Origin of the sequence: Kordiimonas sp. (assembly GCF_965216265.1) — a bacterium.
Lineage (GTDB): Bacteria > Pseudomonadota > Alphaproteobacteria > Sphingomonadales > Kordiimonadaceae > Kordiimonas.
The window spans coordinates 3,359,864-3,380,155 of record NZ_OZ244153.1 but is presented as its reverse complement, the minus strand read 5'-3'; the positions used below and the strand labels follow the sequence as shown (position 1 = coordinate 3,380,155).

The 20,292-nt window shown below is 54.8% G+C and carries 25 protein-coding genes; 11 read left to right on the top strand and 14 right to left on the bottom strand.

Translation table 11 applies throughout. From position 1 onward, the window contains the following. Positions 1–37: 37 nt before the first annotated feature. From ACOOGA_RS15530 to coxB, 8 genes are all read right to left on the bottom strand, one after another. Entirely contained in the window at positions 38–766 is a 729-nt protein-coding gene (locus ACOOGA_RS15530) for an SURF1 family protein (protein ID WP_417461405.1), read from the bottom strand. After that, positions 756–1,181 carry a DUF983 domain-containing protein gene (locus tag ACOOGA_RS15525; RefSeq protein WP_417461406.1) on the bottom strand — a complete coding sequence of 142 codons (426 nt, stop codon included), beginning with the start codon at positions 1,179–1,181 and terminating at the stop codon, positions 756–758. The genes ACOOGA_RS15530 and ACOOGA_RS15525 overlap by 11 nt, the downstream gene beginning before the upstream one ends. A gap of 4 nt (positions 1,182–1,185) precedes the next feature. After that, a complete protein-coding gene (locus tag ACOOGA_RS15520; protein WP_417461407.1) occupies positions 1,186–2,037 on the bottom strand; it encodes a cytochrome c oxidase subunit 3 in 852 nt (283 codons plus the stop codon). Positions 2,038–2,098: 61 nt separating this feature from the next. Next, positions 2,099–2,659, bottom strand: a complete 561-nt coding sequence (locus ACOOGA_RS15515; RefSeq protein ID WP_417461408.1) for a cytochrome c oxidase assembly protein — start codon at positions 2,657–2,659, stop codon at positions 2,099–2,101. Continuing rightward, positions 2,656–2,784, bottom strand: a complete 129-nt coding sequence (locus tag ACOOGA_RS15510; RefSeq protein ID WP_417461409.1) for a hypothetical protein — start codon at positions 2,782–2,784, stop codon at positions 2,656–2,658. The genes ACOOGA_RS15515 and ACOOGA_RS15510 overlap by 4 nt, the downstream gene beginning before the upstream one ends. Then, entirely contained in the window at positions 2,781–3,701 is a 921-nt protein-coding gene (locus tag ACOOGA_RS15505; RefSeq protein WP_417461410.1) for a heme o synthase, read from the bottom strand. The genes ACOOGA_RS15510 and ACOOGA_RS15505 overlap by 4 nt, the downstream gene beginning before the upstream one ends. A 27-nt stretch (positions 3,702–3,728) precedes the next feature. Then, positions 3,729–5,333 (bottom strand): cytochrome c oxidase subunit I, encoded by a 1,605-nt coding sequence (gene ctaD, locus ACOOGA_RS15500; protein WP_417461411.1) that lies wholly within the window; start codon positions 5,331–5,333, stop codon positions 3,729–3,731. Between the two features lie 24 nt (positions 5,334–5,357). Continuing rightward, positions 5,358–6,248 carry a cytochrome c oxidase subunit II gene (gene coxB, locus ACOOGA_RS15495; RefSeq protein ID WP_417461412.1) on the bottom strand — a complete coding sequence of 297 codons (891 nt, stop codon included), beginning with the start codon at positions 6,246–6,248 and terminating at the stop codon, positions 5,358–5,360. 319 nt (positions 6,249–6,567) lie between these two features. On the opposite strand from coxB, the gene tldD reads away from it, so the two are divergent. The 4 genes from tldD (at position 6,568) to ACOOGA_RS15475 (ending at position 9,268) form a co-directional block, all read left to right on the top strand. Next, positions 6,568–8,001, top strand: a complete 1,434-nt coding sequence (gene tldD / locus ACOOGA_RS15490) for a metalloprotease TldD (RefSeq protein ID WP_417461413.1) — start codon at positions 6,568–6,570, stop codon at positions 7,999–8,001. Positions 8,002–8,066: 65 nt separating this feature from the next. Further along, positions 8,067–8,243, top strand: a complete 177-nt coding sequence (locus ACOOGA_RS15485) for a hypothetical protein (protein WP_417461414.1) — start codon at positions 8,067–8,069, stop codon at positions 8,241–8,243. Then, complete coding sequence (locus ACOOGA_RS15480; protein ID WP_417461415.1) at positions 8,236–8,703, top strand: YbjQ family protein; 468 nt, start codon at positions 8,236–8,238, stop codon at positions 8,701–8,703. The genes ACOOGA_RS15485 and ACOOGA_RS15480 overlap by 8 nt, the downstream gene beginning before the upstream one ends. 79 nt (positions 8,704–8,782) lie before the next feature. Beyond that, positions 8,783–9,268, top strand: coding sequence for a hypothetical protein (locus ACOOGA_RS15475; RefSeq protein WP_417461416.1), 486 nt, complete (start codon positions 8,783–8,785; stop codon positions 9,266–9,268). Between the two features lie 35 nt (positions 9,269–9,303). Here the strand turns inward: ACOOGA_RS15475 and ACOOGA_RS15470 are convergent, their stop codons facing one another. After that, positions 9,304–9,873, bottom strand: a complete 570-nt coding sequence (locus tag ACOOGA_RS15470; protein WP_417461417.1) for a PAS domain-containing protein — start codon at positions 9,871–9,873, stop codon at positions 9,304–9,306. Between the two features lie 173 nt (positions 9,874–10,046). On the opposite strand from ACOOGA_RS15470, the gene ACOOGA_RS15465 reads away from it, so the two are divergent. Next, positions 10,047–10,823 carry a substrate-binding periplasmic protein gene (locus tag ACOOGA_RS15465; protein ID WP_417461418.1) on the top strand — a complete coding sequence of 259 codons (777 nt, stop codon included), beginning with the start codon at positions 10,047–10,049 and terminating at the stop codon, positions 10,821–10,823. An 18-nt stretch (positions 10,824–10,841) separates the two neighbouring features. Here ACOOGA_RS15465 and ACOOGA_RS15460 read toward each other — a convergent pair whose 3' ends face one another. After that, positions 10,842–11,525 carry an FMN-dependent NADH-azoreductase gene (locus tag ACOOGA_RS15460; RefSeq protein ID WP_417461419.1) on the bottom strand — a complete coding sequence of 228 codons (684 nt, stop codon included), beginning with the start codon at positions 11,523–11,525 and terminating at the stop codon, positions 10,842–10,844. A gap of 141 nt (positions 11,526–11,666) precedes the next feature. Between ACOOGA_RS15460 and ACOOGA_RS15455 the strand changes: the two genes are divergently transcribed. Further along, the gene (locus ACOOGA_RS15455) at positions 11,667–12,554 is read left to right on the top strand and encodes a LysR substrate-binding domain-containing protein (protein WP_417461420.1); all 888 of its coding nucleotides are present in this window, start codon (positions 11,667–11,669) and stop codon (positions 12,552–12,554) included. Between the two features lie 8 nt (positions 12,555–12,562). Here ACOOGA_RS15455 and ACOOGA_RS15450 read toward each other — a convergent pair whose 3' ends face one another. Both ACOOGA_RS15450 and ACOOGA_RS15445 read right to left on the bottom strand, forming a co-directional pair. Further along, a complete protein-coding gene (locus ACOOGA_RS15450) occupies positions 12,563–13,207 on the bottom strand; it encodes a CoA transferase subunit B (protein ID WP_417461421.1) in 645 nt (214 codons plus the stop codon). After that, positions 13,207–13,914 carry a CoA transferase subunit A gene (locus tag ACOOGA_RS15445; protein WP_417461422.1) on the bottom strand — a complete coding sequence of 236 codons (708 nt, stop codon included), beginning with the start codon at positions 13,912–13,914 and terminating at the stop codon, positions 13,207–13,209. Before ACOOGA_RS15445 ends, ACOOGA_RS15450 begins: the two co-directional genes overlap by 1 nt. Positions 13,915–14,175: 261 nt before the next feature. Here ACOOGA_RS15445 and ACOOGA_RS15440 point away from each other — a divergent pair, with 261 nt between their 5' ends. From ACOOGA_RS15440 to ACOOGA_RS15420, 5 genes are all read left to right on the top strand, one after another. Then, entirely contained in the window at positions 14,176–14,445 is a 270-nt protein-coding gene (locus tag ACOOGA_RS15440; RefSeq protein WP_417461423.1) for a hypothetical protein, read from the top strand. 106 nt (positions 14,446–14,551) lie between these two features. Beyond that, positions 14,552–15,283: a glutathione S-transferase family protein gene (locus ACOOGA_RS15435; RefSeq protein WP_417461424.1), complete on the top strand. Its 732-nt coding sequence runs from the start codon at positions 14,552–14,554 to the stop codon at positions 15,281–15,283. 27 nt (positions 15,284–15,310) lie between these two features. After that, a complete protein-coding gene (locus ACOOGA_RS15430; RefSeq protein ID WP_417461425.1) occupies positions 15,311–16,036 on the top strand; it encodes a glutathione S-transferase family protein in 726 nt (241 codons plus the stop codon). A 41-nt stretch (positions 16,037–16,077) separates the two neighbouring features. Continuing rightward, positions 16,078–16,365: a YciI family protein gene (locus tag ACOOGA_RS15425; protein ID WP_417461426.1), complete on the top strand. Its 288-nt coding sequence runs from the start codon at positions 16,078–16,080 to the stop codon at positions 16,363–16,365. A 155-nt stretch (positions 16,366–16,520) separates the two neighbouring features. Further along, positions 16,521–18,365 (top strand): serine hydrolase domain-containing protein, encoded by a 1,845-nt coding sequence (locus ACOOGA_RS15420; RefSeq protein ID WP_417461427.1) that lies wholly within the window; start codon positions 16,521–16,523, stop codon positions 18,363–18,365. 113 nt (positions 18,366–18,478) lie between these two features. On the opposite strand, the gene ACOOGA_RS15415 is transcribed toward ACOOGA_RS15420, so the two are convergent. Next, positions 18,479–18,844, bottom strand: coding sequence for a group I truncated hemoglobin (locus ACOOGA_RS15415; RefSeq protein ID WP_417461428.1), 366 nt, complete (start codon positions 18,842–18,844; stop codon positions 18,479–18,481). An 84-nt stretch (positions 18,845–18,928) separates the two neighbouring features. Further along, positions 18,929–20,098: a serine hydrolase domain-containing protein gene (locus ACOOGA_RS15410; protein ID WP_417461429.1), complete on the bottom strand. Its 1,170-nt coding sequence runs from the start codon at positions 20,096–20,098 to the stop codon at positions 18,929–18,931. Positions 20,099–20,292 lie beyond the last annotated feature (194 nt).

The following is a 20,292-nucleotide window of genomic DNA, read 5'->3' as shown; positions in this document are numbered from 1 at the left end:
TAGGAGTAGACGCCCGCTGATGCAAGGCCAATGGCCCCTACTTGGCTGGTTTTTGCGCTTTTTCGCGGCCCCGCTTCAGGCTAAAGGCAATATAGACGCCAACCAGGCCGAGCGCGAGACCATACCACGTCAGCGCATACTGGAAATGGTCATTCGGGATATCCACCCGCACCTGACCACCGACCGGCATATCACCGGGTGGCGCGTCAGCATCAGCAGCCACCCTGAAGTGATAAAACTCCTTGGTGCGCAAACCGAAAGCCGCTGCCATCTCAAACACGTCCGCTGTGAACCACTGGCCAGCGGCAGGGTCATTCGGCGGCGTCATCGAGCCCGGTACCGCGCTTGTCAGCAGCACACCCGTAACCTCAATGGTTTCACCCGTCGGCAGCTCTGGCAGCGTAGCAAGGTGTGCTGGTACCCAGCCAAAGTTAACCAGCACCGCCATGCCGTGTTGTTTCTGCACAGGCAGATAAACGTGGTAACCGGATTTGCCGCTCAGCGATGTGGCAAATACCTTGATCGGCTCACGCTCAAGCACGGTGCCTGTGAAGCTAACGCGGTGATAAGCGAGCATACTCGGGTCATCTAGATGTACGGGAAGCGGCATTGGCTCGGCGCTCAGGCCCGCTTCGATCTGCGCAAGCAAGGCTGTTTTTGGCGCCACCTTGCGCGCCTGCCATGTGCCAAGCGACAGCAACACAATAAACGCAAGCGAAACCGCCACAGTTAAGGGCCAACCGGGGCTGAACGATCTAGCTGTCATGACCGTCATCTCCCATCGTTCCCTCACGGGCATCATGATGAAATTGCAGCGCTATGAGCGTTGCTTTGAAAACCCGCAACATCCAGATGCTGCCCAGGATGATGAAGGTGAAAAGCGTGGTTGCAACCGCCCACATTGGCCAAGCAAGCGCACCCACAACAATGAAGCCGAGAAGTGCTGAAAGCGCCCCCATGATCAGGATCACAAACACCTGTGCACCGTCACCCGGGTCCGCTTTTGAAAGGTCAAACCCACACACCTCGCAGGCATCCCGGATACCAAGACCATCCTTGAAAAGTGCACCCTCTCCACAGTTCGGGCACTTACCCTTAAGCCCTGCCCTATAAGGCGAAACCGACCGGGAGGGTTGCTCTCGGTCGGTTCCTGATTGTTTCTGGTCTGCCTTGTCGGCCATCGCCTTATGCGCCGCCCCAAATGTAAACGCAGAAGAAAAGGAAGATCCACACAACGTCTACGAAGTGCCAATACCAGGCCGCCGCTTCAAAGCCGAAGTGGTGATCAGGTGTAAAGTCACCCTTGTAGGCACGACCCAAGCAAACTGCGAGGAAGATAGTACCAACAAGAACGTGGAAACCATGGAAGCCGGTTGCCATGAAGAAGGTGGCGCCATAGATGCTACCTGCAAACTCAAACGCCGCATGCTGGTACTCGTAAACCTGCACACATGAGAACAGGGCGCCAAGTATAACCGTGACCCAGAGGCCCTTTTTGAGGCCCTCGCGGTCACCATGCATTACGGCGTGGTGCGCCCAGGTAACCGTTGTGCCAGACAAAAGCAGGATCAGCGTGTTCATCAGCGGCAAGTGCCACGGATCAAACGTCTCGATACCTGCGGGCGGCCAAGGTGCTTCGTTGCCGATGACATCCCAGAACTCAGCAGGGCTCGGGATTGGCATGGCCGGGTAAAGCGACGCGTTAAAGAAGGCCCAGAACCACGCCACGAAGAACATCACCTCAGAAGCGATGAAAAGGATCATGCCGTACCGAAGACCAATACGAACAACCGGCTTGTGGTCGCCCGTATTGGCTTCCTTAACCACATCTTTCCACCACGCATACATGGTGTAGATGAGCCCGGCAAAACCGATCACAAAAAGATAGCTACCAAAACCGGTCATGCCAAAAAGCTCAGCATCTGGCTTCATGGTAAAAACCGCGCCAACCGTCAACAACAGAACAGCCAGTGATGCCACTGCTGGCCAAGGACTTGGATTAACCAGGTGGTAATCGTGTTTCACGTCGCCCGCCATATATTCTCTCCTAACAAAGTGCCGATACCCTTAACCGGCGCCCCTTATTGCTACCCAAGCTTTAGCGCCCCACCGTCGTTTCCGCATCTTCAACGTCTTTCACGAAGAAGGTGTAGGAAAGGGTGACCTCGCTAACTTCATCCAAATTGCGATCCTCATCAATGAGAGGGTCGATAAAATAAACGACCGGCATACTGATCCGTTCGCCCGGTTTCAGTTCCTGCTCTGTAAAGCAGAAACAATCAATCTTTGCAAAATATTCACCCGCCTTGTGCGGTGTAACATTGTAGGTCGCTGTGCCGACAATGGTTTTATCGGTCGGGTTATAAGCCTCATAATATGCAAGCTGCTGTTCGCCGATGTGCATTTTTTGGCTGATCTGAACCGGCTTGAAGTTCCATGGCATATCCCGGTGAACGGCCGCGTTGAAGCGCACCTTAATTTCACGGTCGATAACCACGTCGCTACCCACGTCCACCTGCTGGGTGGTTCCGCCGTAGCCAGTCACCTTGCAAAACAGGTCATAGAGCGGCACTGCCGCATACGCCATGCCAACCATGCCCACAGCAACACCTGCAATCGTCATGGCCATACGGCCGTTCTTATTGGCTGTCGTGCTCATGGTGCAAGCGACCCGATCTTGAAGAAGCTCACCACCGCGACAATGATCACGAAAGCCGCGAGGGTCAGCCCGAGCACACGGTTCCGCTTTTTCATGCGTGCGTGCATTTCAGAAATTTCGGTCATGCGATCCATCCCGTAATAACCCGCTCAGCCGCCAAGGTGGCGAACAGGGCAAATAGATACAAAATAGAGAAGGCAAACAGCTTCCTGTCTGCTTTCTCCGTGCCACGCCAAACCATGATCGCGAGTGTTAGGAACCACGCGCCCAGAAGGCTCGACACGATGCCGTATACAGGGCCCGCGAAGTCGAGGAAATAGGGCGCGATGCCGCAGGGCACCACCAGAAGGCTGTAGAGAAGAATTTGGCGGCGCGTCTCAGCCACGCCTGCAACAACCGGCAGCATCGGTACATTCACTTTTTCATAGTCTTTCGAGATGAAAAGCGAGAGTGCCCAGAAGTGCGGCGGGGTCCACAGGAAGATAATACCAAACAGAACCATGCTCTCAACGGTGACACTATCCGTCACCGCAGCCCAGCCGATCATTGGCGGGAAGGCACCTGCAGCACCACCAATCACAATGTTGTGCGGTGTGCGGCGCTTGAGCCACATGGTGTAAATAATTGCGTAGAAGAAGATGGTGAGGGCCAAGAGCGCCGCAGACGTCAGGTTAACCATCAGGCCAAGCAACACAACGGACGCCACCGACAGGGTCAAACCGAAGCCCAGCGCGTCGCCGGGGGTGACTTTACCTGCGGGGATCGGGCGTTTTGCCGTCCGGTCCATCACCGCATCAATATCAGCGTCATACCACATGTTGAGTGCGCCACTTGCGCCCGCGCCGACAGCGATCAGGACGATAGCCGCAAACGCCAACACAGGGTTCATTTCACCCGGTGCGGCAACAAGCCCAACCAGAGCCGTAAAAATAACAAGAGACATTACCCGCGGCTTCAAAAGCGCGAAGAAATCACGTGCCTCAGCCTCCCCTGAACGGGAAGGCTGAGCGCTTTCACTATAAGATGTCAGGCTATCTGCCAAAACATTGTTCCTTTTGAAGCTGCCAGCTTACTTAATACGTGGCAGTTCGTTGAACTGGTGGAACGGTGGCGGTGAGCTGAGCGTCCACTCAAGCGTCGTCGCACCTTCGCCCCACTGGTTATCCGGACAATCTTTCTTCTTCTTGAAGATGGTCATAGCCATCACCACGATGAAGAGAAGCACACCAACAAGTGTTACCAGGTAGCCGTAGCTCGAGATCTTGTTGAAGTATGCAAACGCATCTGGGTAATCCACATAACGGCGCGGCATGCCCTGCAGCCCAAGGAAGTGCTGCGGGAAGAAGATCATGTTCACACCAACAAAGGTAATCCAGAACTGAACGTGTGCGAGGAAGTTCGGATACTGCTTACCCGACATCTTGCCAATCCAGTAGTAGAGGCCCGCGAAGATGCCAAACACCGCACCAAGCGACAATACATAGTGGAAGTGAGCAACCACATAGTAGGTGTCATGCAGCGGAACATCAGCGCCAGCGTTTGAAAGCACCACGCCCGTTACACCGCCCAAAGTAAACAGAAGGATGAACGCGATAGCATAAAGCATCGGCACCGTGTAACGGATGGAACCACCCCACATCGTTGCGATCCAGGAGAAGATTTTCACCCCGGTCGGCACCGCAATAACCATGGTTGCCGCTACGAAGTAGGCTTTGGTGTCAACATCAAGGCCAACGGTGTACATATGGTGCGCCCACACTACAAAGCCGATGAAACCAATCGCAGCCATCGCATATGCCATCCCGAGGTAACCGAAAATCGGCTTCTTGGAGAAGGTGGATACGATGTGGCTGACGATGCCGAACGCTGGCAGGATCATGATGTACACTTCAGGGTGACCAAAGAACCAGAACAGGTGCTGGAAGAGGATCGGGTCCCCGCCGCCTGCCGGGTCAAAGAAGGTCGTACCGAAGTTACGGTCTGTCAGCAGCATGGTGATCGCACCTGCGAGAACTGGCAGGCTAAGCACAAGAAGGAATGCTGTGATCAGGATAGACCAGGCGAACAAAGGCATCTTGTGGATCGTCATGCCGGGTGCGCGCATATTGAAGATGGTCGTGATGTAGTTGATCGCGCCCATGATCGAGGAAGCACCAGCAACGTGCAGCGACAGGATCGCAAGGTCCATCGATGGGCCTGTGTGACCATATGTCGAGAGCGGCGCGTATGCCGTCCAGCCGCCACCAAAACCGTTCATGCCGCTTGTGCCTTCCACAAACGTGGATAGGAGAAGCAGAATGAAAGCCGGAGGCATCAGCCAGAAGGAAATGTTGTTCATGCGCGGGAACGCCATATCAGGCGCACCAATCATCAGCGGTACAAAATAGTTACCAAAACCACCAATCAGCGCTGGCATTACCATGAAGAAAACCATGATAAGGCCGTGGCCAGTGGTCAGCACGTTAAACATGTGACGCGCCTGATCTTCGCTCATGCCCAGAAGGTCTGGCAGGAAGTTAACACCAGGGTGCATCAGTTCCATGCGGATCATGCCGGACATGGTGAAACCAATCAGACCAGCGATGAACGCGAACCAAAGATACATCACACCGATGTCTTTGTGGTTGGTGGAATAAACCCAGCGTTTCCAACCAGTCGGGTTTTCGTGAGCCATTGCTCTTCCTTTCCCTACCTAAACTTAACGACCAAGAGCGGTAGTTGGCGCATAAGCATATTTTGCTTTCGCGCTTTCCACCCACTTGGCGAATTCTTCTTTGGAGACCACCTCAACAGCGATCGGCATGTAGGCGTGGTCCTTGCCGCAAAGCTCTGAACACTGGCCATAGTATGTGCCAAGCTCGTTTGCTTCAAACCATGTCTGGTTCAGACGGCCAGGCACTGCGTCAAGCTTCACGCCAAATGCAGGCACTGTCCAAGCATGGATCACATCACTTGCTGTCAACTGCACTTTGATCTTGGTGTCTACAGGCACAACAAGACGAAGGTCCGTATCCAACAGGCGAGCGTTCAGCTTCGCCGGGCGCCCGAGGTGAGAGGAAAGGTCTGCCTCGTAACCAGCGCGCTCCTCAGCGTCTTTGAAGGCACTGTCTGGCACAACTGTCGCCGTAAATTCGATGCCGTCATGGTCAGGGTACGCGTAGGTCCAGTTCCACTGGTTGCCTGTCACGTTGATGGCAAAATCGGTTTCCGGCACCACGTCTTGATAATACAGGAGCGGGATCGATACAAAACCAATCACCACCAGAATGCCGATCGGCACAACCGTCCAGATGAACTCGATCAGCGTGTTGTGGCTGGTCTTGGAAGGTTCTGGGTTTGCTTTTTCACGGTAGCGAATCATCACATAAAACATGAGGATGAATACAAAAGCCGTAATCACAAGAATGATCCAGAGAAGAAGCTCGTTAAAATCGGCGATCTTAGCGGCTTGTTCAGATGCAGCTTCCTGCAGCCACAGGCCCTTGTCTTTAGGCCCGCTCACGCGGTCCTGAGCCATCGCGCCAACCGTAGAACCGAAAAGTGCCACGAGAGCGGCCATAACTCCGGCGGTAAGCCTTTTGACGTTCATAGTTCTGCTTTCCTTTTGTTCCTACCCTACCCGGGCAACCGAAGGCCATTGTGACAGCCGTTTCGGTGGTTCGGCTTGATCTGGGTCCTCCCAAAAGACACAGACTGCCGACTTGAATGCGGGCACGTTATACCAGACGTTTTCTCAGGCTCAAGCCCGAGAGACACTTCTTGGCCATTTTTCTGCTACAATTCGTTAATTTTTCCGCTCACCCGCTTGCGTTTATGCCGCAAGGATATCATGTTAATCCTGATATTAGGGGAGAAAATGCGTCATTTCGCCGCAATTTTCCCGCCAAAACCCAGTTGAGGAGCCACCCATGTCCGATGCCCCCGCGTCGCTGAATTTCTTTTTCCAAGAATCGGAGCTAGATGAAACCCGCACCGAGACATTGGTGGGCGAAACACTCTCTGGCATGGATGATGGCGAATTATACCTGGAAGCGACGCAATCCGAGTCTTTCTCTTTCGATGACGGACGGCTCAAGGGCGCGAGTTTTGATTCGAGCCAGGGCTTCGGCCTGCGCGCTGTACTCGGCGAATCGACCGGTTACGCTCACTCGAACGAATTATCAGAAGCCGCGATCCGCCGTGCGGGCGATACAATCCGCGCCGTTAAAACCGGCACAGGGGGCTCCATGAGCATTGCCCCTGCCCGCACCAACAAACAGCTCTATACAGACGAAAACCCGCTGGGCGGGATTGAGTTCAGCCGCAAGGTCAAGCTGCTTGAAGACATCGACGCCTACACCCGCGCGCAGGATGACCGTATCCGGCAGGTCAGCGCCAGCCTCCTTGGCAGTTGGCAAGCTGTTGAAATCATTCGTGCAGACGGGCACCGGGTACGGGACATCCGCCCGCTTGTTCGCTTGAGCGTTGCCGTCGTAATGGCGGACGGCACACGGCAGGAAACCGCACATGAAGGCGCCGGCGGCCGTTGTGGCTATGACTTCCTGTTTGATGAAGATCACTGGCAAGCACAGGTGCAAGAAGTGATCCGCCAGGCATCCGTTAACCTGCAAAGCGTTGATGCACCTGCAGGCGAGATGACAGTTGTGCTTGGGCCAGGCTGGCCCGGCGTGCTGCTGCACGAAGCAGTTGGCCACGGCCTTGAAGGTGACTTCAACCGCAAAAAAACATCTGCCTTCGCCGGCTTGATGGGCGAGCAGGTTGCCGCCAAAGGCATCACGGTTGTGGACGACGGCACGCTTGAGGGGCGTCGTGGCAGCCTTACAATCGATGACGAAGGCACGCCAACCGAACGTACCGTGCTGATCGAGGACGGCATCCTTAAAGGCTATATGCAGGACCGGCTGAACGCCCGCCTGATGGGTATGGCTGCGACCGGCAACGGTCGGCGCCAGGGATTTGCACACCAACCAATGCCTCGCATGACCAATACTTTCATGCTGGCAGGTGACAAAGACCCTGCGGAGATTCTCGCAAGCGTGGATGACGGCCTGTATGCTGTTGGTTTCGGCGGCGGCCAGGTTGATATCACATCGGGCAAATTTGTGTTCTCGTGCACTGAAGCCTACCGCGTGCGCGGCGGCAAGGTGGCTGAGCCGGTGAAGGGTGCAACGCTGATCGGTAACGGACCGGATGTGCTCAAACGCGTTTCAATGATCGGGGATGACCTGAAGCTTGATAACGGCGTGGGGACCTGCGGCAAGGGTGGTCAAAGCGTACCCGCAGGTGTTGGGCAACCAACACTGCGTGTGGATGGCCTCACTGTGGGCGGCACGGCCAGCTAGGTTGCAAAACTGGCGGTTTCACCCCATGTCTAGTTAAAGCTTTTTTTTTGGGGGGGAGAAGGGATTTGATTTTTCTGGTCATTCTCGGGCTGGTCGGCCTGATAGCTTTTTATTTCGCCTACCAGTCTCGGCGGACTTTCACATGCCCGTCCTGCGGTGAAAAAATTCAAACCGAATATCTCGACGCTCAGCGCTGCAGCGTATGCGGCGCCACCTTGGGGAAAGGTAAAAAAGATGGCTGACAATCTGATCAACCGCGAAGGTCTGGTCTCTGGCACACGTCCAGAAATCAAACACGATCGCATCATCATGACCTCCGCGGACGGTTTCGACGGATATGAAATCACCGAATACTTCGGCGTTGCCTGGGGTATTTCCGTCCGCGCAAAGGATATGGGACAAGACTGCGCCATGGGCTGTAAGAATATCACGGGCGGCGAATTGAGCGCTTATTCTGCGATGGGGCACGAGGCTCGCCAGCGCGCCCTTGATCAAATGCTTTCCATGGCATCCCGGCTTCGTGCCAACGCTGTGATCAACGTGAAGTTCGAAGTGGAACCCGTCGCAACAGGGTCCGCACAGGTGGTCGCCATTGGGACCGCCGTGAAGATCGTGGCAATCGAAAATTATGTGCCCGCCGGAGCTATCGGCAACATCCTGGCGGAGATTCATGATCGGATCGCTACGAACAAGGTTGATTGATAGGGCTCTCTGGTACCGTTATTGCGGCTGGTTTACCTTTGCTCACAAACCTTTGTGCAACCACTATAAGGCGGGAGTGTTGCGTATTGGCCCACTCGCCGTTTGCCGCAGCTGCACCATTGTCTATGTGACGATGGCGCTTGCGGGCATCGCCTGCGCCCTTTTTTCGGATAGTGTAGCCACGAAGACGGCACAGACAGCCCTTGCTTGCCTGATGGTCATAACCATCTTGGTTTCATACCCGCCGCTGTATCGGAAGCTGCCCCGCTGGGGGTGTGACCTGGCCCGCGGCTCGCTCGGTGCGATTATCGCGGTCACTGCCGCCCAGCTGATTTCAGCCCCTCTGGCTCCACTCCCCCTTATAAACGCCGCCGTGCTGGTCATCATCTGGTTTACGTTTGGTGCCATCCGCCAGAAGGCCAAAAGAGGGAAGTGCAACACCTGCCCGGAATACAGGGAAGGCCATATCTGTTCAGGATACGCGCAGCAATCCGTGAATGTGCGTAAATATGAGGAAGCCATGGCTGCCTATTTCACACAGCAGCGCCTGAAAAAAGGGCCCTGACACAAGACAAATAAACAGGATTGCTCGTCAGCCTGTCAGGCCTCGACGCTGATGTCTGGCTTACCAGCGCCAATGTCCACATAACGGAACTGATTCGAGAGTGTAACGTTGTTGATCGGGTTTCTTTTGCGCTCGCTCGCCATGTGGTGCGTGTCCCTGAGCGGAATAAGAACCTGCATGAGCTTCATCGGCAACCCATCTACACTGGGTAAAACCGGGACACTCAACCCCACAAACTGCGCATCATGTTCCCACGGGGACATCCAGACGGCAGCGGCGGGTTGCGATACCACCCCCCACAGGCGCCGAGACCTAATCTCCCTCACCTCCGGGGCGGTATACTCAATATAGTTCTGCCCAGTGATGTCCTGCCCGACGATCTCGCAGAGCAAGCTGCCCACATAGCGTATATGCAAATTTTCAGGTGCGATTGCATCCATAAGCGTCACGCCGCGCATAAGCTCAGGAATATCGAGCGGATTAATATCCGCCCGCCGGGGAGCAATGGCTACACCACGCCAACCGTTCCAGACCTCCAGAAAATCGCGCAAGGCTGGATGATCGGCGAACGCTGGCAATTCTGGCACAAAATCCCGCACGGCCATAAATTTGCTCTCTGCTTAGAAAATATTTACCCAAACCCCTGTATGACTATGAACGGTAAACCATGTCGGTAAACGCACGCAAGCGGCATGGCTTTGGAATTGCCTCTTGAACCAAAGAGCAAAATCGTCAAGTGTGTGCGCTGTTTTCCGCGTGGGGCGGTAGGGATGAGTGAATGAAATCACTTGTATTGTTGTTGGGGTTAGTGCTGCAGATGGGTGCTTCGGCCATTGCCGATGATCGTCCGTCGCTTGCTGTCACCTATTATCATTACCCCCCGCATCTCAAAATTGAGGACGGCAAACCCACTGGCCAATATGCTGACCAGCTAACAAAGATCGCTGAAAGAGCGGGCTATCGCGTGGCGTGGCAGTTTTCCAGCATCGATGAAGAAGCACGCATGCTGGATGATGGTCGCCGCCTGTTTTGTACGACCGGACGTCTGCGCACACCGGAGCGCGCAAAGATTTGGAGCTTCCTGCCTTATGTCTTTGATGTAGTGCCGGGAGACCTTGTTGTCGCAGCACCGCAATATGCGGACCGAATCCGTGAACTGGGCTCACTTGAGAAACTGGCGCATGAAAAGTCCTTGATCGGCACCCTGCTTGAGAGCGGTGTTTACGGTGAAGAATTTGATAAAATCCTCAACGAAGAGCACCCGCGCTGGATTTTAAGGACTGGAAAAACCGACTTTCAGCTCCTGAATATGATTCTTGCGGGCCGCGCGCATTACGCCATCGTGCCCGAAGACCAATGGCATTTCGCGATGGAAGACAACCCCGAGGTTTCAACGCTGGTGCCGATTCATGACCTTGGCACCATACCTGCACTTCCGATCTACATTGCGTGCAGCCGCAGCCTGCCACAAAATACGCTCAGCGCTCTTGGGCAAGCTATGGAAGAGCTAGGGTTCATGCACCGGCCGCTCTCAAACGACACCCCCATGCACTAGTATTAGTACCGTCGGCGGCTAAGCTGCCTTCTTCTGTTCTGCGTACAATGCTTCAAGTTTCTGGCTGATGGTGTCTTCGGCAAGCTTGAGGGACCCGGCCAACCGCTCACCGCCATATTCGTCATACTCAGCCGCGGTGCTCCAGACATCCGTCACACCAATATAGGCAAACGCCGTGCGAACGGATGGCTCCACATGATTGCTGGCCGCCAGCATATCTTCCCGGTCGTATCCTACGTCTCCCCGGCTTGAAAGCAGCATCAATTTCTTGGTGTTTGGCACCATGGGCCAATAGGCGACCTCTTCGCCCTTGCGTTCAAACCCGAACGTGCGCCCGACACGGACAATATTGTCGATATAGGCTTTAAACTGAGCCGGCACCCCGAAGTTATACATGGGCACACCAGCCACAATCACATTCGCTGCCAACAGTTCATCAACAAGGGCATCACTTTCAGCCAGCACGTCATGCATCCATGGCTCTCGTGCCTCCGCTTTCGTGAAAGCTGCGTGAACCCAGGCACCAGAAACCGGCTGTGGCGGCTCTGCACCGACATCCCGGTAAATGACCCGGTCATCAGGCCACAATATCTTCCATTGTTTCATGAAGTGCGCGGTCAGGCGGCGGGTGTGAGAGCCATGTGCGTCCGCCCCAGACCGGCCAGGCCGGGCACTTGAATCGATATGCAGGATAGTCGCCATCAATAAAATCCTTTTCTAATCATGAATGATCTATAATCATGCATGCATATTTGGTATTCTCGTCTACCCAACCAATATTGTGAGTTATATTGGAGAACACAAAATCGAATTCGTCATGCTATAGATGAAAGAAATTCATTCATGCGCCAACTGCCTCCCCTACCCGCCATACGCGCCTTTGAAGCCGCCGCTCGGCACCTGAGCTTTAAAGCCGCAGCCGCTGAGCTTGGCGTAACCCCCACGGCAATCAGCCATCAGATCAGGCTGCTGGAAGATATTTTAGGGACAGCGCTCTTTATCCGGCGCACCCGGCAGGTGGTATTGACGGAAGCGGGGCAGGATCTTTTTGTGCCAACACGCGACGGCCTTGATAGCATCGCAATGGGGGTAGACCGCCTGCGAAAGACCAACCGGCGCAACAGCTTGACACTCTCCGCCACCACGGCTTTCACCTCCAACTGGCTTATTCCCCGGCTCGGTGATTTTCGTGAGCACCATCCGTCCGTCGACGTGCGCCTTCATGCGTCGGATGACCCGGTCTCCCTTAAGGCCGGTACGGTTGATGCTGCGGTCAGATACGGGTCTGGGCTTTATGATGATCTGGATGCGCAGCTTCTTTTCACCGATGAATTTGCACCCCTGTGCAGCCCGTCTCTTGCTATTGAACGCGCGGAAGATTTGGCCAACCAAACACTCATCCATACGGAGTGGCGCCATCCAGACAGCAAAACGCCAAACTGGCAGAGGTGGTGCAAAGCTGCAGGCATAGCCATGCCGTTGGGCGGCAGGTCAGTGACCTTTGCTGATGACACTCACACCGCAAAAGCTGTGATTGCCGGGCAGGGCATCGCAATTTTAAGTGTTCATATGCTGGCAAGTGAAATTGACGACGAGCTCTTGAAAGCGCCTTTCAGCGCCGTACTCAAGGGGCATGGCCATCACTTTGTCACCCGCACGGAGAAAGCGGGCGAGCCCGCTGTTGCAGCACTGCGGTCATGGCTCCTCGCCATAACCGCATCATATCGCTAGCGCTCCACTCAGGAAATCAGCGCGGCCTCGGTAACAGCTTTCACATCATCTAGCGAAATACCGTCCGCAAGTTCCACAACCTTGAGCCCGCCTTTTACTACGTCAAACACACCCATGTTGGTGACGATACGGTCAACAACACCTGTACCGGTCAGCGGTAGTGAGCATGCTTTCAAAAGCTTGGGCTCACCTGCTTTGTTGGTATGGTCCATGATCACCACAACGCGTTTCACACCTGCCACCAGGTCCATGGCACCGCCCATGCCCTTGACCATCTTGCCCGGGATCATCCAGTTCGCCAGATCGCCATTCTCAGCCACTTCCATGGCACCAAGGATCGAGAGGTCAATGTGACCACCACGGATCATGCCAAAGCTGTCTGCGCTTGAGAAATAGCTGGAGGTTGGCAACTGCGTAATGGTTTGTTTGCCTGCGTTGATGAGATCAGCATCCACCTCATTGTCATAAGGGAATGGCCCCATGCCCAGCATGCCGTTCTCGGATTGCAGCGTCACTTCCATCCCATCAGGAATATAGTTTGCTACCAGGGTCGGGATGCCGATGCCGAGATTGACGTAAAACCCGTCTTCAAGCTCACGCGCTGCGCGAGCTGCCATCTGGTTCCTGTCCCATCCTTTGACTGTGTTTGCCATTATGCTTTCTCCCCAGCCATGCGTACTGTGCGCTGTTCGATACGCTTTTCAAAGGTGCCTTCAACAATGCGCTGCACAAAAATGCCCGGCGTGTGAATGTGGTCCGGGTCCAACTCGCCCGGTTTCACCAGTTCTTCCACCTCGGCCACGGTTATTCTGCCAGCCGTAGCCATCATCGGGTTGAAGTTGCGCGCTGTCTTGCGGAAGATGAGGTTGCCTTCAGTGTCGCCCTTCCAGGCTTTCACGATGGAAAGATCTGCCGTCAGCCCGGTTTCCATGATGTAGGTTTCGCCGCCAAAATCCTTGTGTTCCTTGCCCTCAGCAATCAGGGTGCCCACGCCCGTTTTGGTATAAAAACCGGGAATACCCGCGCCACCAGCCCGAATACGTTCGGCCAGAGTGCCTTGCGGGTTAAACTCAAGCTCAAGCTCGCCTGTCAGATACTGGCGCTCAAATTCCTTGTTTTCCCCCACGTAAGACGAGACCATTTTCTTGATCTGCTTGGCGTCCAGAAGAACACCCAGACCAAAACCGTCAACACCGCAGTTGTTGGAAATAACCGTCATATCGCGCGTACCAGCTTTATGGAGCGCCGCGATCAGGTTTTCAGGAATACCACAAAGACCAAAGCCGCCCGCCATGACCGTCATGCCGTCAAACAGCAAACCGTCGAGCGCTTTTTCCGCACTATCAAACACTTTTTTCATGCATTGCTCCCGCTATGAAGTTAGGGAAAACAGCGAAAGCTTCATACGCAAGCGCGCAGAAACCGCCTGTTTTGCACCGAATACCGCCAATTGGTTTCATTTGCAACAATTAGACATGCTCTGTGAAAGCAAGGTATCGGTGCGGTTGCATTTGTATCGGCCATCTTGAAGCCATTGTTAAGCCACATTATATTGATGTTATAGATAGAAGAAATATATGGCGGCGCTTAGGCGCTCGTGAACAGCGACTGGAGAAGATTTATGATGCGCCTTTTATGCCGGATTATCGGTGGTGCGCTTTGTTTCATCGGCATCATTGGTATGCTGACGCCAATCCCCTTTGGCTTGATCTTCTTTGTTATAGGCTTGCTCTTCCTGATCCCGACCACACCTTCGGTCGCACGCAGAGTGCGCTGGGCCCGTAGCCGTATCGGCCTTTTTGACCGCGCGATGGACCTTGCAACCCGTACAGCACCTGCCCCCTACCGCCGCGTTCTTCGCCGCACCGAAGTGGGTGGTTACGACTGGTAAACTGTGGGCAACACTGCCTTTCAAACCAGCGCTAAACACTACTGACATTTTTTGTCAGCATAGGTGATCTATAAGCTCCTTAGTCACGACAACGAGGAGCAATATAATGACAACTTCCGCCCTTTCCCTTTATGCCTTCCCAACCGGTGAAGGCATGTTCAATATGAGCCCGTTTTGCTGCAAAGCGGATGTGTTATTCCAGATCGCCGGGATCGATTACGAGCCGATCACCCCAGAAGACTTCAAGGTTTTCTCCAAAGCCAAGCTGCCTGTTCTTCAGGACGGCGACGAGATCATTCAGGATTCAGAAATCATCCGTCAGCATCTTGAAGCCAAACACGGCGCAGACTTTGACGGCGCCTTGACGTTTGAACAAAAAGCCATCGGCCACATGCTTTGCCGCATGGTGGAAGAACGCACCCGCTATGGCCTTCTTCACTCACGCTGGCATGACGATGCGGGCTGGGCGCAAACCTGCGCAATTTTCTTTGCCGATGCTCCGGAAGGCCTGGCGGACATCGTGCGGGAGCAGGTTCGTGAAACCTTGCGGCTCGACGGCTTTGGCCGCCATAGCGATGATGAAATTCGCGCGTTCCTGAATGCAGACCTTAAGGCACTCGCTCAGGTGTTGGGCGATAACGACTTTTTCTTCGGCAGTGAGCCCACGTTCATTGACGCCACGGTGTTTGGTCTTCTTGTCAACTTCTATGCCTCCCCCGTCCGCACCTGGACTACGGAGCTGGTTAACTCGCACCCGACGCTTAAGGCCTATGTGGAACGCGGCCTTGCCCGTTGGTACCCCAAAGCTTTCGAGATGCTTCAAACACAAGCAGCCTGACCCAAGACAATCGGTGGAGCATTCGCCATGAGCCAAAACATACCCACCCTTCATGTATTTCCGACCGACGACGGCTTCTTCAACCTCAGCCCGTTTTGCTGCAAGGCAGAAATACTGCTGCAGATGGTAGGCCTGCCTTATACCCTCGCCTTCCCGGAGGATTATAAGGTTTTCCCCAAAGGTAAACTGCCCGTTCTGAGCGATGGTAAAACGATGGTCGAAGACTCTGAAGCCATCAGGCAATATCTGGAGAATACAAAAGGCGCGTGCTTCACCAGTACTCTGGATGCAGGGCAACGTGCCACAGGGCATGCGCTTTGCCGCATGCTGGAAGAGCGCACCTATTTTGCGCTGGTCTACAGCCGCTGGGTCGAGGAAGACGGCTGGGGCCGCACCCGCCCGATCTTTTTTGAAGGCGTGCCAGACGAGGCGGCGGAAGGCATACGCGGCCAGATGAGCACGGGCTTCAGGCACAGCGGGCTTGCCAACTGCACTGCAGACGAGATCAAAGCATGCCTTGAAGCTGATCTTAATGCACTCGCAGTGCTTCTCGGTGATGCGCCCTATTTCTTCGGCACAGAGCCAAGCTTTATTGACCCCACGGTGTTTGGTTTCATTGCAAACTTCTATGCAGCGCCTGAGCAAACATGGGCACGTGAACTGGTCGTCGTTCATCCCAATCTTGTGGCTTATTTCAACCGCACGCTCGCCCGCTGGTATCCGGCAGCTGTGGAAATGAGCGAGGCCGAATAGGTTTCATGCCCTTCATTTAAAAGGCTATAGAAAGATTTCCGATGTACATCATCCTGCTCACATTCTCCGATAACAAGGCAAACGCCAGCCACTATATGGCTGACCATAAAGCCTGGATCGCCAAAGGCGTAGAGGACGGTACCTTCCTCATAGTCGGCAGCCTTCAGCCCAACCAGGGCGGCGCCATCATCGCTCATGATATTGAGTTTGACGCGCTAGCAGCACGGGTCGCGGAAGATCCTTTTGTCGCTGAGGATGTCGTCAAGGCTGAGATTATGGAAATCACACCGTCCATCACCCATGAACGCTTGAAGTTCCTGCTGGACTAAACCCGGCATCCCGTTCACGACAGCACCCCAGACTTGGCGGGCCTGATGGCTCGCCTTTCTTTTATACTTTCCCTTGCGCCCAGCCGCCCCCAACCCTATATCGAGTTGATATAAAAAAGAGCACATAGCTCACATAAAATGATATAGGCGAGGATATGACCGGATTTTTCACCCAGAAAGCGGCTCGAGGCATCGGGCTGGCGCTATCAGTATTGGCCGCCACATTAGGATCGGCAAGCTCAACTGGCGCGGCATCACTTGAACGCGATATTGAAGCCATTCTTGACCGCGAAGGCCTGACCGGTGCGGTTTGGGCGCTGGTTGAACCGGACAGCGTTACAACCGCCAGCGCGGGTTTCGCCAATATGGCTGATGGCACCCCCCTCGCTCCCGGCTCGCGCGTTCATATCGGGTCGGTCACAAAAACCCTATTGGCAACCGGTGTGCTGCGCCTCGCGAGCGAAGGCCAGATTGATCTTGACGCGCCTGTTGCCCGCTACATGCCCAACATCCGGTTTGATAATCCGTGGGCGGCAGAGACCAAAGTCACCGTCCGACATCTTCTCGATCATACATCCGGGATCGAAGACGCGCGGCTGTGGCAGATGTTCAGCCTTGAGGTAACACCAGACACGCCACTTTTCAGCGCGTTTGAGCGCAGCCCCAACGTGCTGCGTGTGCGTTTCCGCCCCGGCACGCAGCTTTCATACTCAAACGCCGGATATGCCCTTCTGGGCTTGCTGATTGAGACCATAACCGGCGAGCGCTACGAGACCTATCTAGATGATCACCTCCTGCGCCCGCTTGGCATGAAAAACAGCACCTTCGGCTATACGGAGCAGAACGGCGGGCTGAGCGACATAGCGTTAGCCTGGGGGCATTATGACGGCGGCAAGCCAGCCGCCGCGCAACCCATCATGTTCCGCCCGGCGGGGCAGTTCACCACCACTGCGGCTGATATGGCGACATTCGCCACCTTCCTGATGTCTGACGGCACGCTTGAGGGGGAGCCGTTTATCGCGCCGGAATATATGAAAGCGCGAGGCATACCACACGCCACAAACGCACGCTGGGCGGGGCTTGTGGCCGGTTACGGCCTCGGCATGAACACCTATGACCGCTTTGGCGCGCTTGGCAACTGCCACTCGGGCAATGTGCTTGGTTACCGCGCGCTTTTCTGCATCTACCCTGCTGAAAACAAAGCGTTTTTCGTCAGCGTCAACACGGACAGTGAAACAGCGGACTATAACCGCCTCTTTGCCAGGGTCGCTGAGGAGCTTGACCTCAAGCCCACAGCCGCGCCCGAAAGTGACCTGCCCGCCATAGACGTAAAAGACTGGGAAGGCATGTATACCCTTGCACCAAGCCGGTTTCACGCCTTCCGCTACTTCGATATTTTGACTGGATTTATCGAGACAGAATGGCACAACGGCACGCTCATCCTCACCACCGCACACGGCAAAACCCGCACGCTTCGCCCGGTTGGGGAATACCTGCTTTCCGCCGATGACCGCACGCTGGCGTCCCATGTTTTGCTGCGTGACGATGAAGGCAAGGAGCTGATCAGCGACGGCTTCAGAACCTATAAAAAGACAAGCCCTGCAATAGTTTACGGGCTAAGGGCCAGCCTTGCGCTGGCTGGTGCCGGGCTCCTGTGGTTCCTGGCTTGGGGGATATATGCCCTATACCGGCACGGCAAAGGCGCATTCAAACGCCCGGAAGGCATGGCACTCATGGGGATTTTGAGCCTGGCCCTGCCCGTGCCCTTCTATCTCACCCAGTCTTTCATGGCGCTGGGTGACATGACCGCCGCCAGCATAAGCCTTTGTATTGCAAGTGTATTTTTACCACTTTCCGCGCTGGTGGCGCACACAAAAGTGGTGCAAACCAAAGGCCGCAGCAAGATTGAGAACGGGCATGGTTTTGCGGCCATTGCCACCGTGCAGGCCGCGCTTATCCTGTGGTATTTCGACCTGATACCGCTGATGCTGTGGCGCTAAATGAGCGCCACACTTACCCCAAATGTGTGGCTAATCTGTAGGCAACTGTGTGGCGTGGGTGCGGCGGGATTTTTCAGCCTTCACATCCGGTTTACGCCTGTAATTTTAAGGGGTTAACGGTCGAGAACCGCATCTTTAAGTGCGGCGGCCGCACTCATGATCTCCGTGATGAAACTTTCAGGCACATCCAGCTCGCGCAAACTGTCTTCAAGATGAACCGTTACGGCATCGAAATGTTCGTCCGAAAGGCCCTTCCGGTCCACCAGCCGACGGTGCGCCATACGCATATAACTGTCTGCCCCCACACTTTCGCCCTTCAGCAGCGTGGTCAAAAACCACGCCTGTTTGCGGTGCAGGTCGCTCATGGCAACACCATCGAAAAACGGAATCAGCAAAGGGTCAGCCAGCATCTTCTTATAAAGAAGATCCACCGCTGCACTTACTGCTGGTTCACCACCAATTTTTTCAAAAATGCTCATGGCAATAACTTCCGTTGACCGTCGTGTTATCGCCTGTAGATGCCGAGAAAAAGTTAAAATATCTAATATCGCGGCAAAAAAATCTCACTCCCGTCCCAGCGCCGTATATTCCCAGCCCCACGGCATACCCGTCTCCCCCAGCACATGATCCACAATCTCGGGGAATATAAGGTCACCCTTGGCTGTGTTGGAGAGCAGAAGCACACACCGCCTGCCAACTTCCAGGCATACAAGGATATTGTCGGTCTTCTCGTTATGGCCACCCTTGAAAAAACCACGCCCCTGAGGGCCAACCCATGTCACGGCACCAACCGCCGCCGCAAGCCCAACATCAGTGTTGGCATCATGCACCGCAGCGTCCAGCGTCGGAAACTGATGGCGGGAGCTAATGGCAAGGCCCGGTGCCAGCATGGCCTTTTGGGCACCAGCACCAACCAGCTTGCCGCCCATAAAGGCCGCGACAAAGGCTGAAAAGTCACGCAGCGTTGTATCCATCGACCCCGCCGCCCGCACGTTAGACTGCATGTTGTGGCGCTTGTTCTCGCCTTCCCGCGTATAGCCATGGGCATAATTGTCTTTGAAATGGTCCTGCCACGTCAGGCTGGTGCGCTCCATGCCAAGAGGAGTAAAAAACCGGCGCTCAAGCTCAGTGGCCGTATCAAGGCCCAATACTTCTTCCACCACAAGCTGGGCGATATAATACCCCTCGCCCGAGTAGCCGTATCGCGCGCCCGGCTCAAAATAGAAACGCAGCTTTCCATCCTTGTCAAAGCCACCTTCAGGCGGGAAAAAGCGATAGTTGGGGAACCCCGTGGTGTGTGAGAGAAGATGCCTGAGCGTCAGTTTGCGCCAGCGCTCATCACCATCAAGGTCGCTATAGTCCTCATACTCGGGCAACGGTTTGGGCAACAGATCCCCAATCGGGGTATCCAACTCAATCTTCCCCTCCGCCACCAAGTCCATCACATAAGCTGCAAACACAAATTTGGTGAGTGACGCACCATACATCACGGTGTTTTCACCCAAAAGCGTCTGGCTTTCGAGCTTTGCAAAACCATAAGCCTTCTTGTACGCCACCTTGCCGTCCTCAATATAGGCGAGGGCTATTCCCGGCACAGCATGGTCCTGCCTCAAGGCGCCGACAAGCTCGTCTGTTCCCGCGGGCAAGTCCGCACGCGCCGCCTGCACCGCGCCAAACGCCAGCAGGCTGAAACCAAGCCATAAACCCACGCGAACCCTTACCCTGAATGGCATCGCCTCATCCTCCTTCAACCGGTTTAAATCAGGTAAAGTCTTGTGAAGTCATGCCATGCATACAAGATGAATATTGAGGAATATGTCTGCGTGACCCGGGGCACGGCTGAATAAACCATGTTTCCATTTACAATGCAGACCAACTACCCAACATATAGGCTAGGCATTCCATTATATTGCAAGCGTGGGGGAAA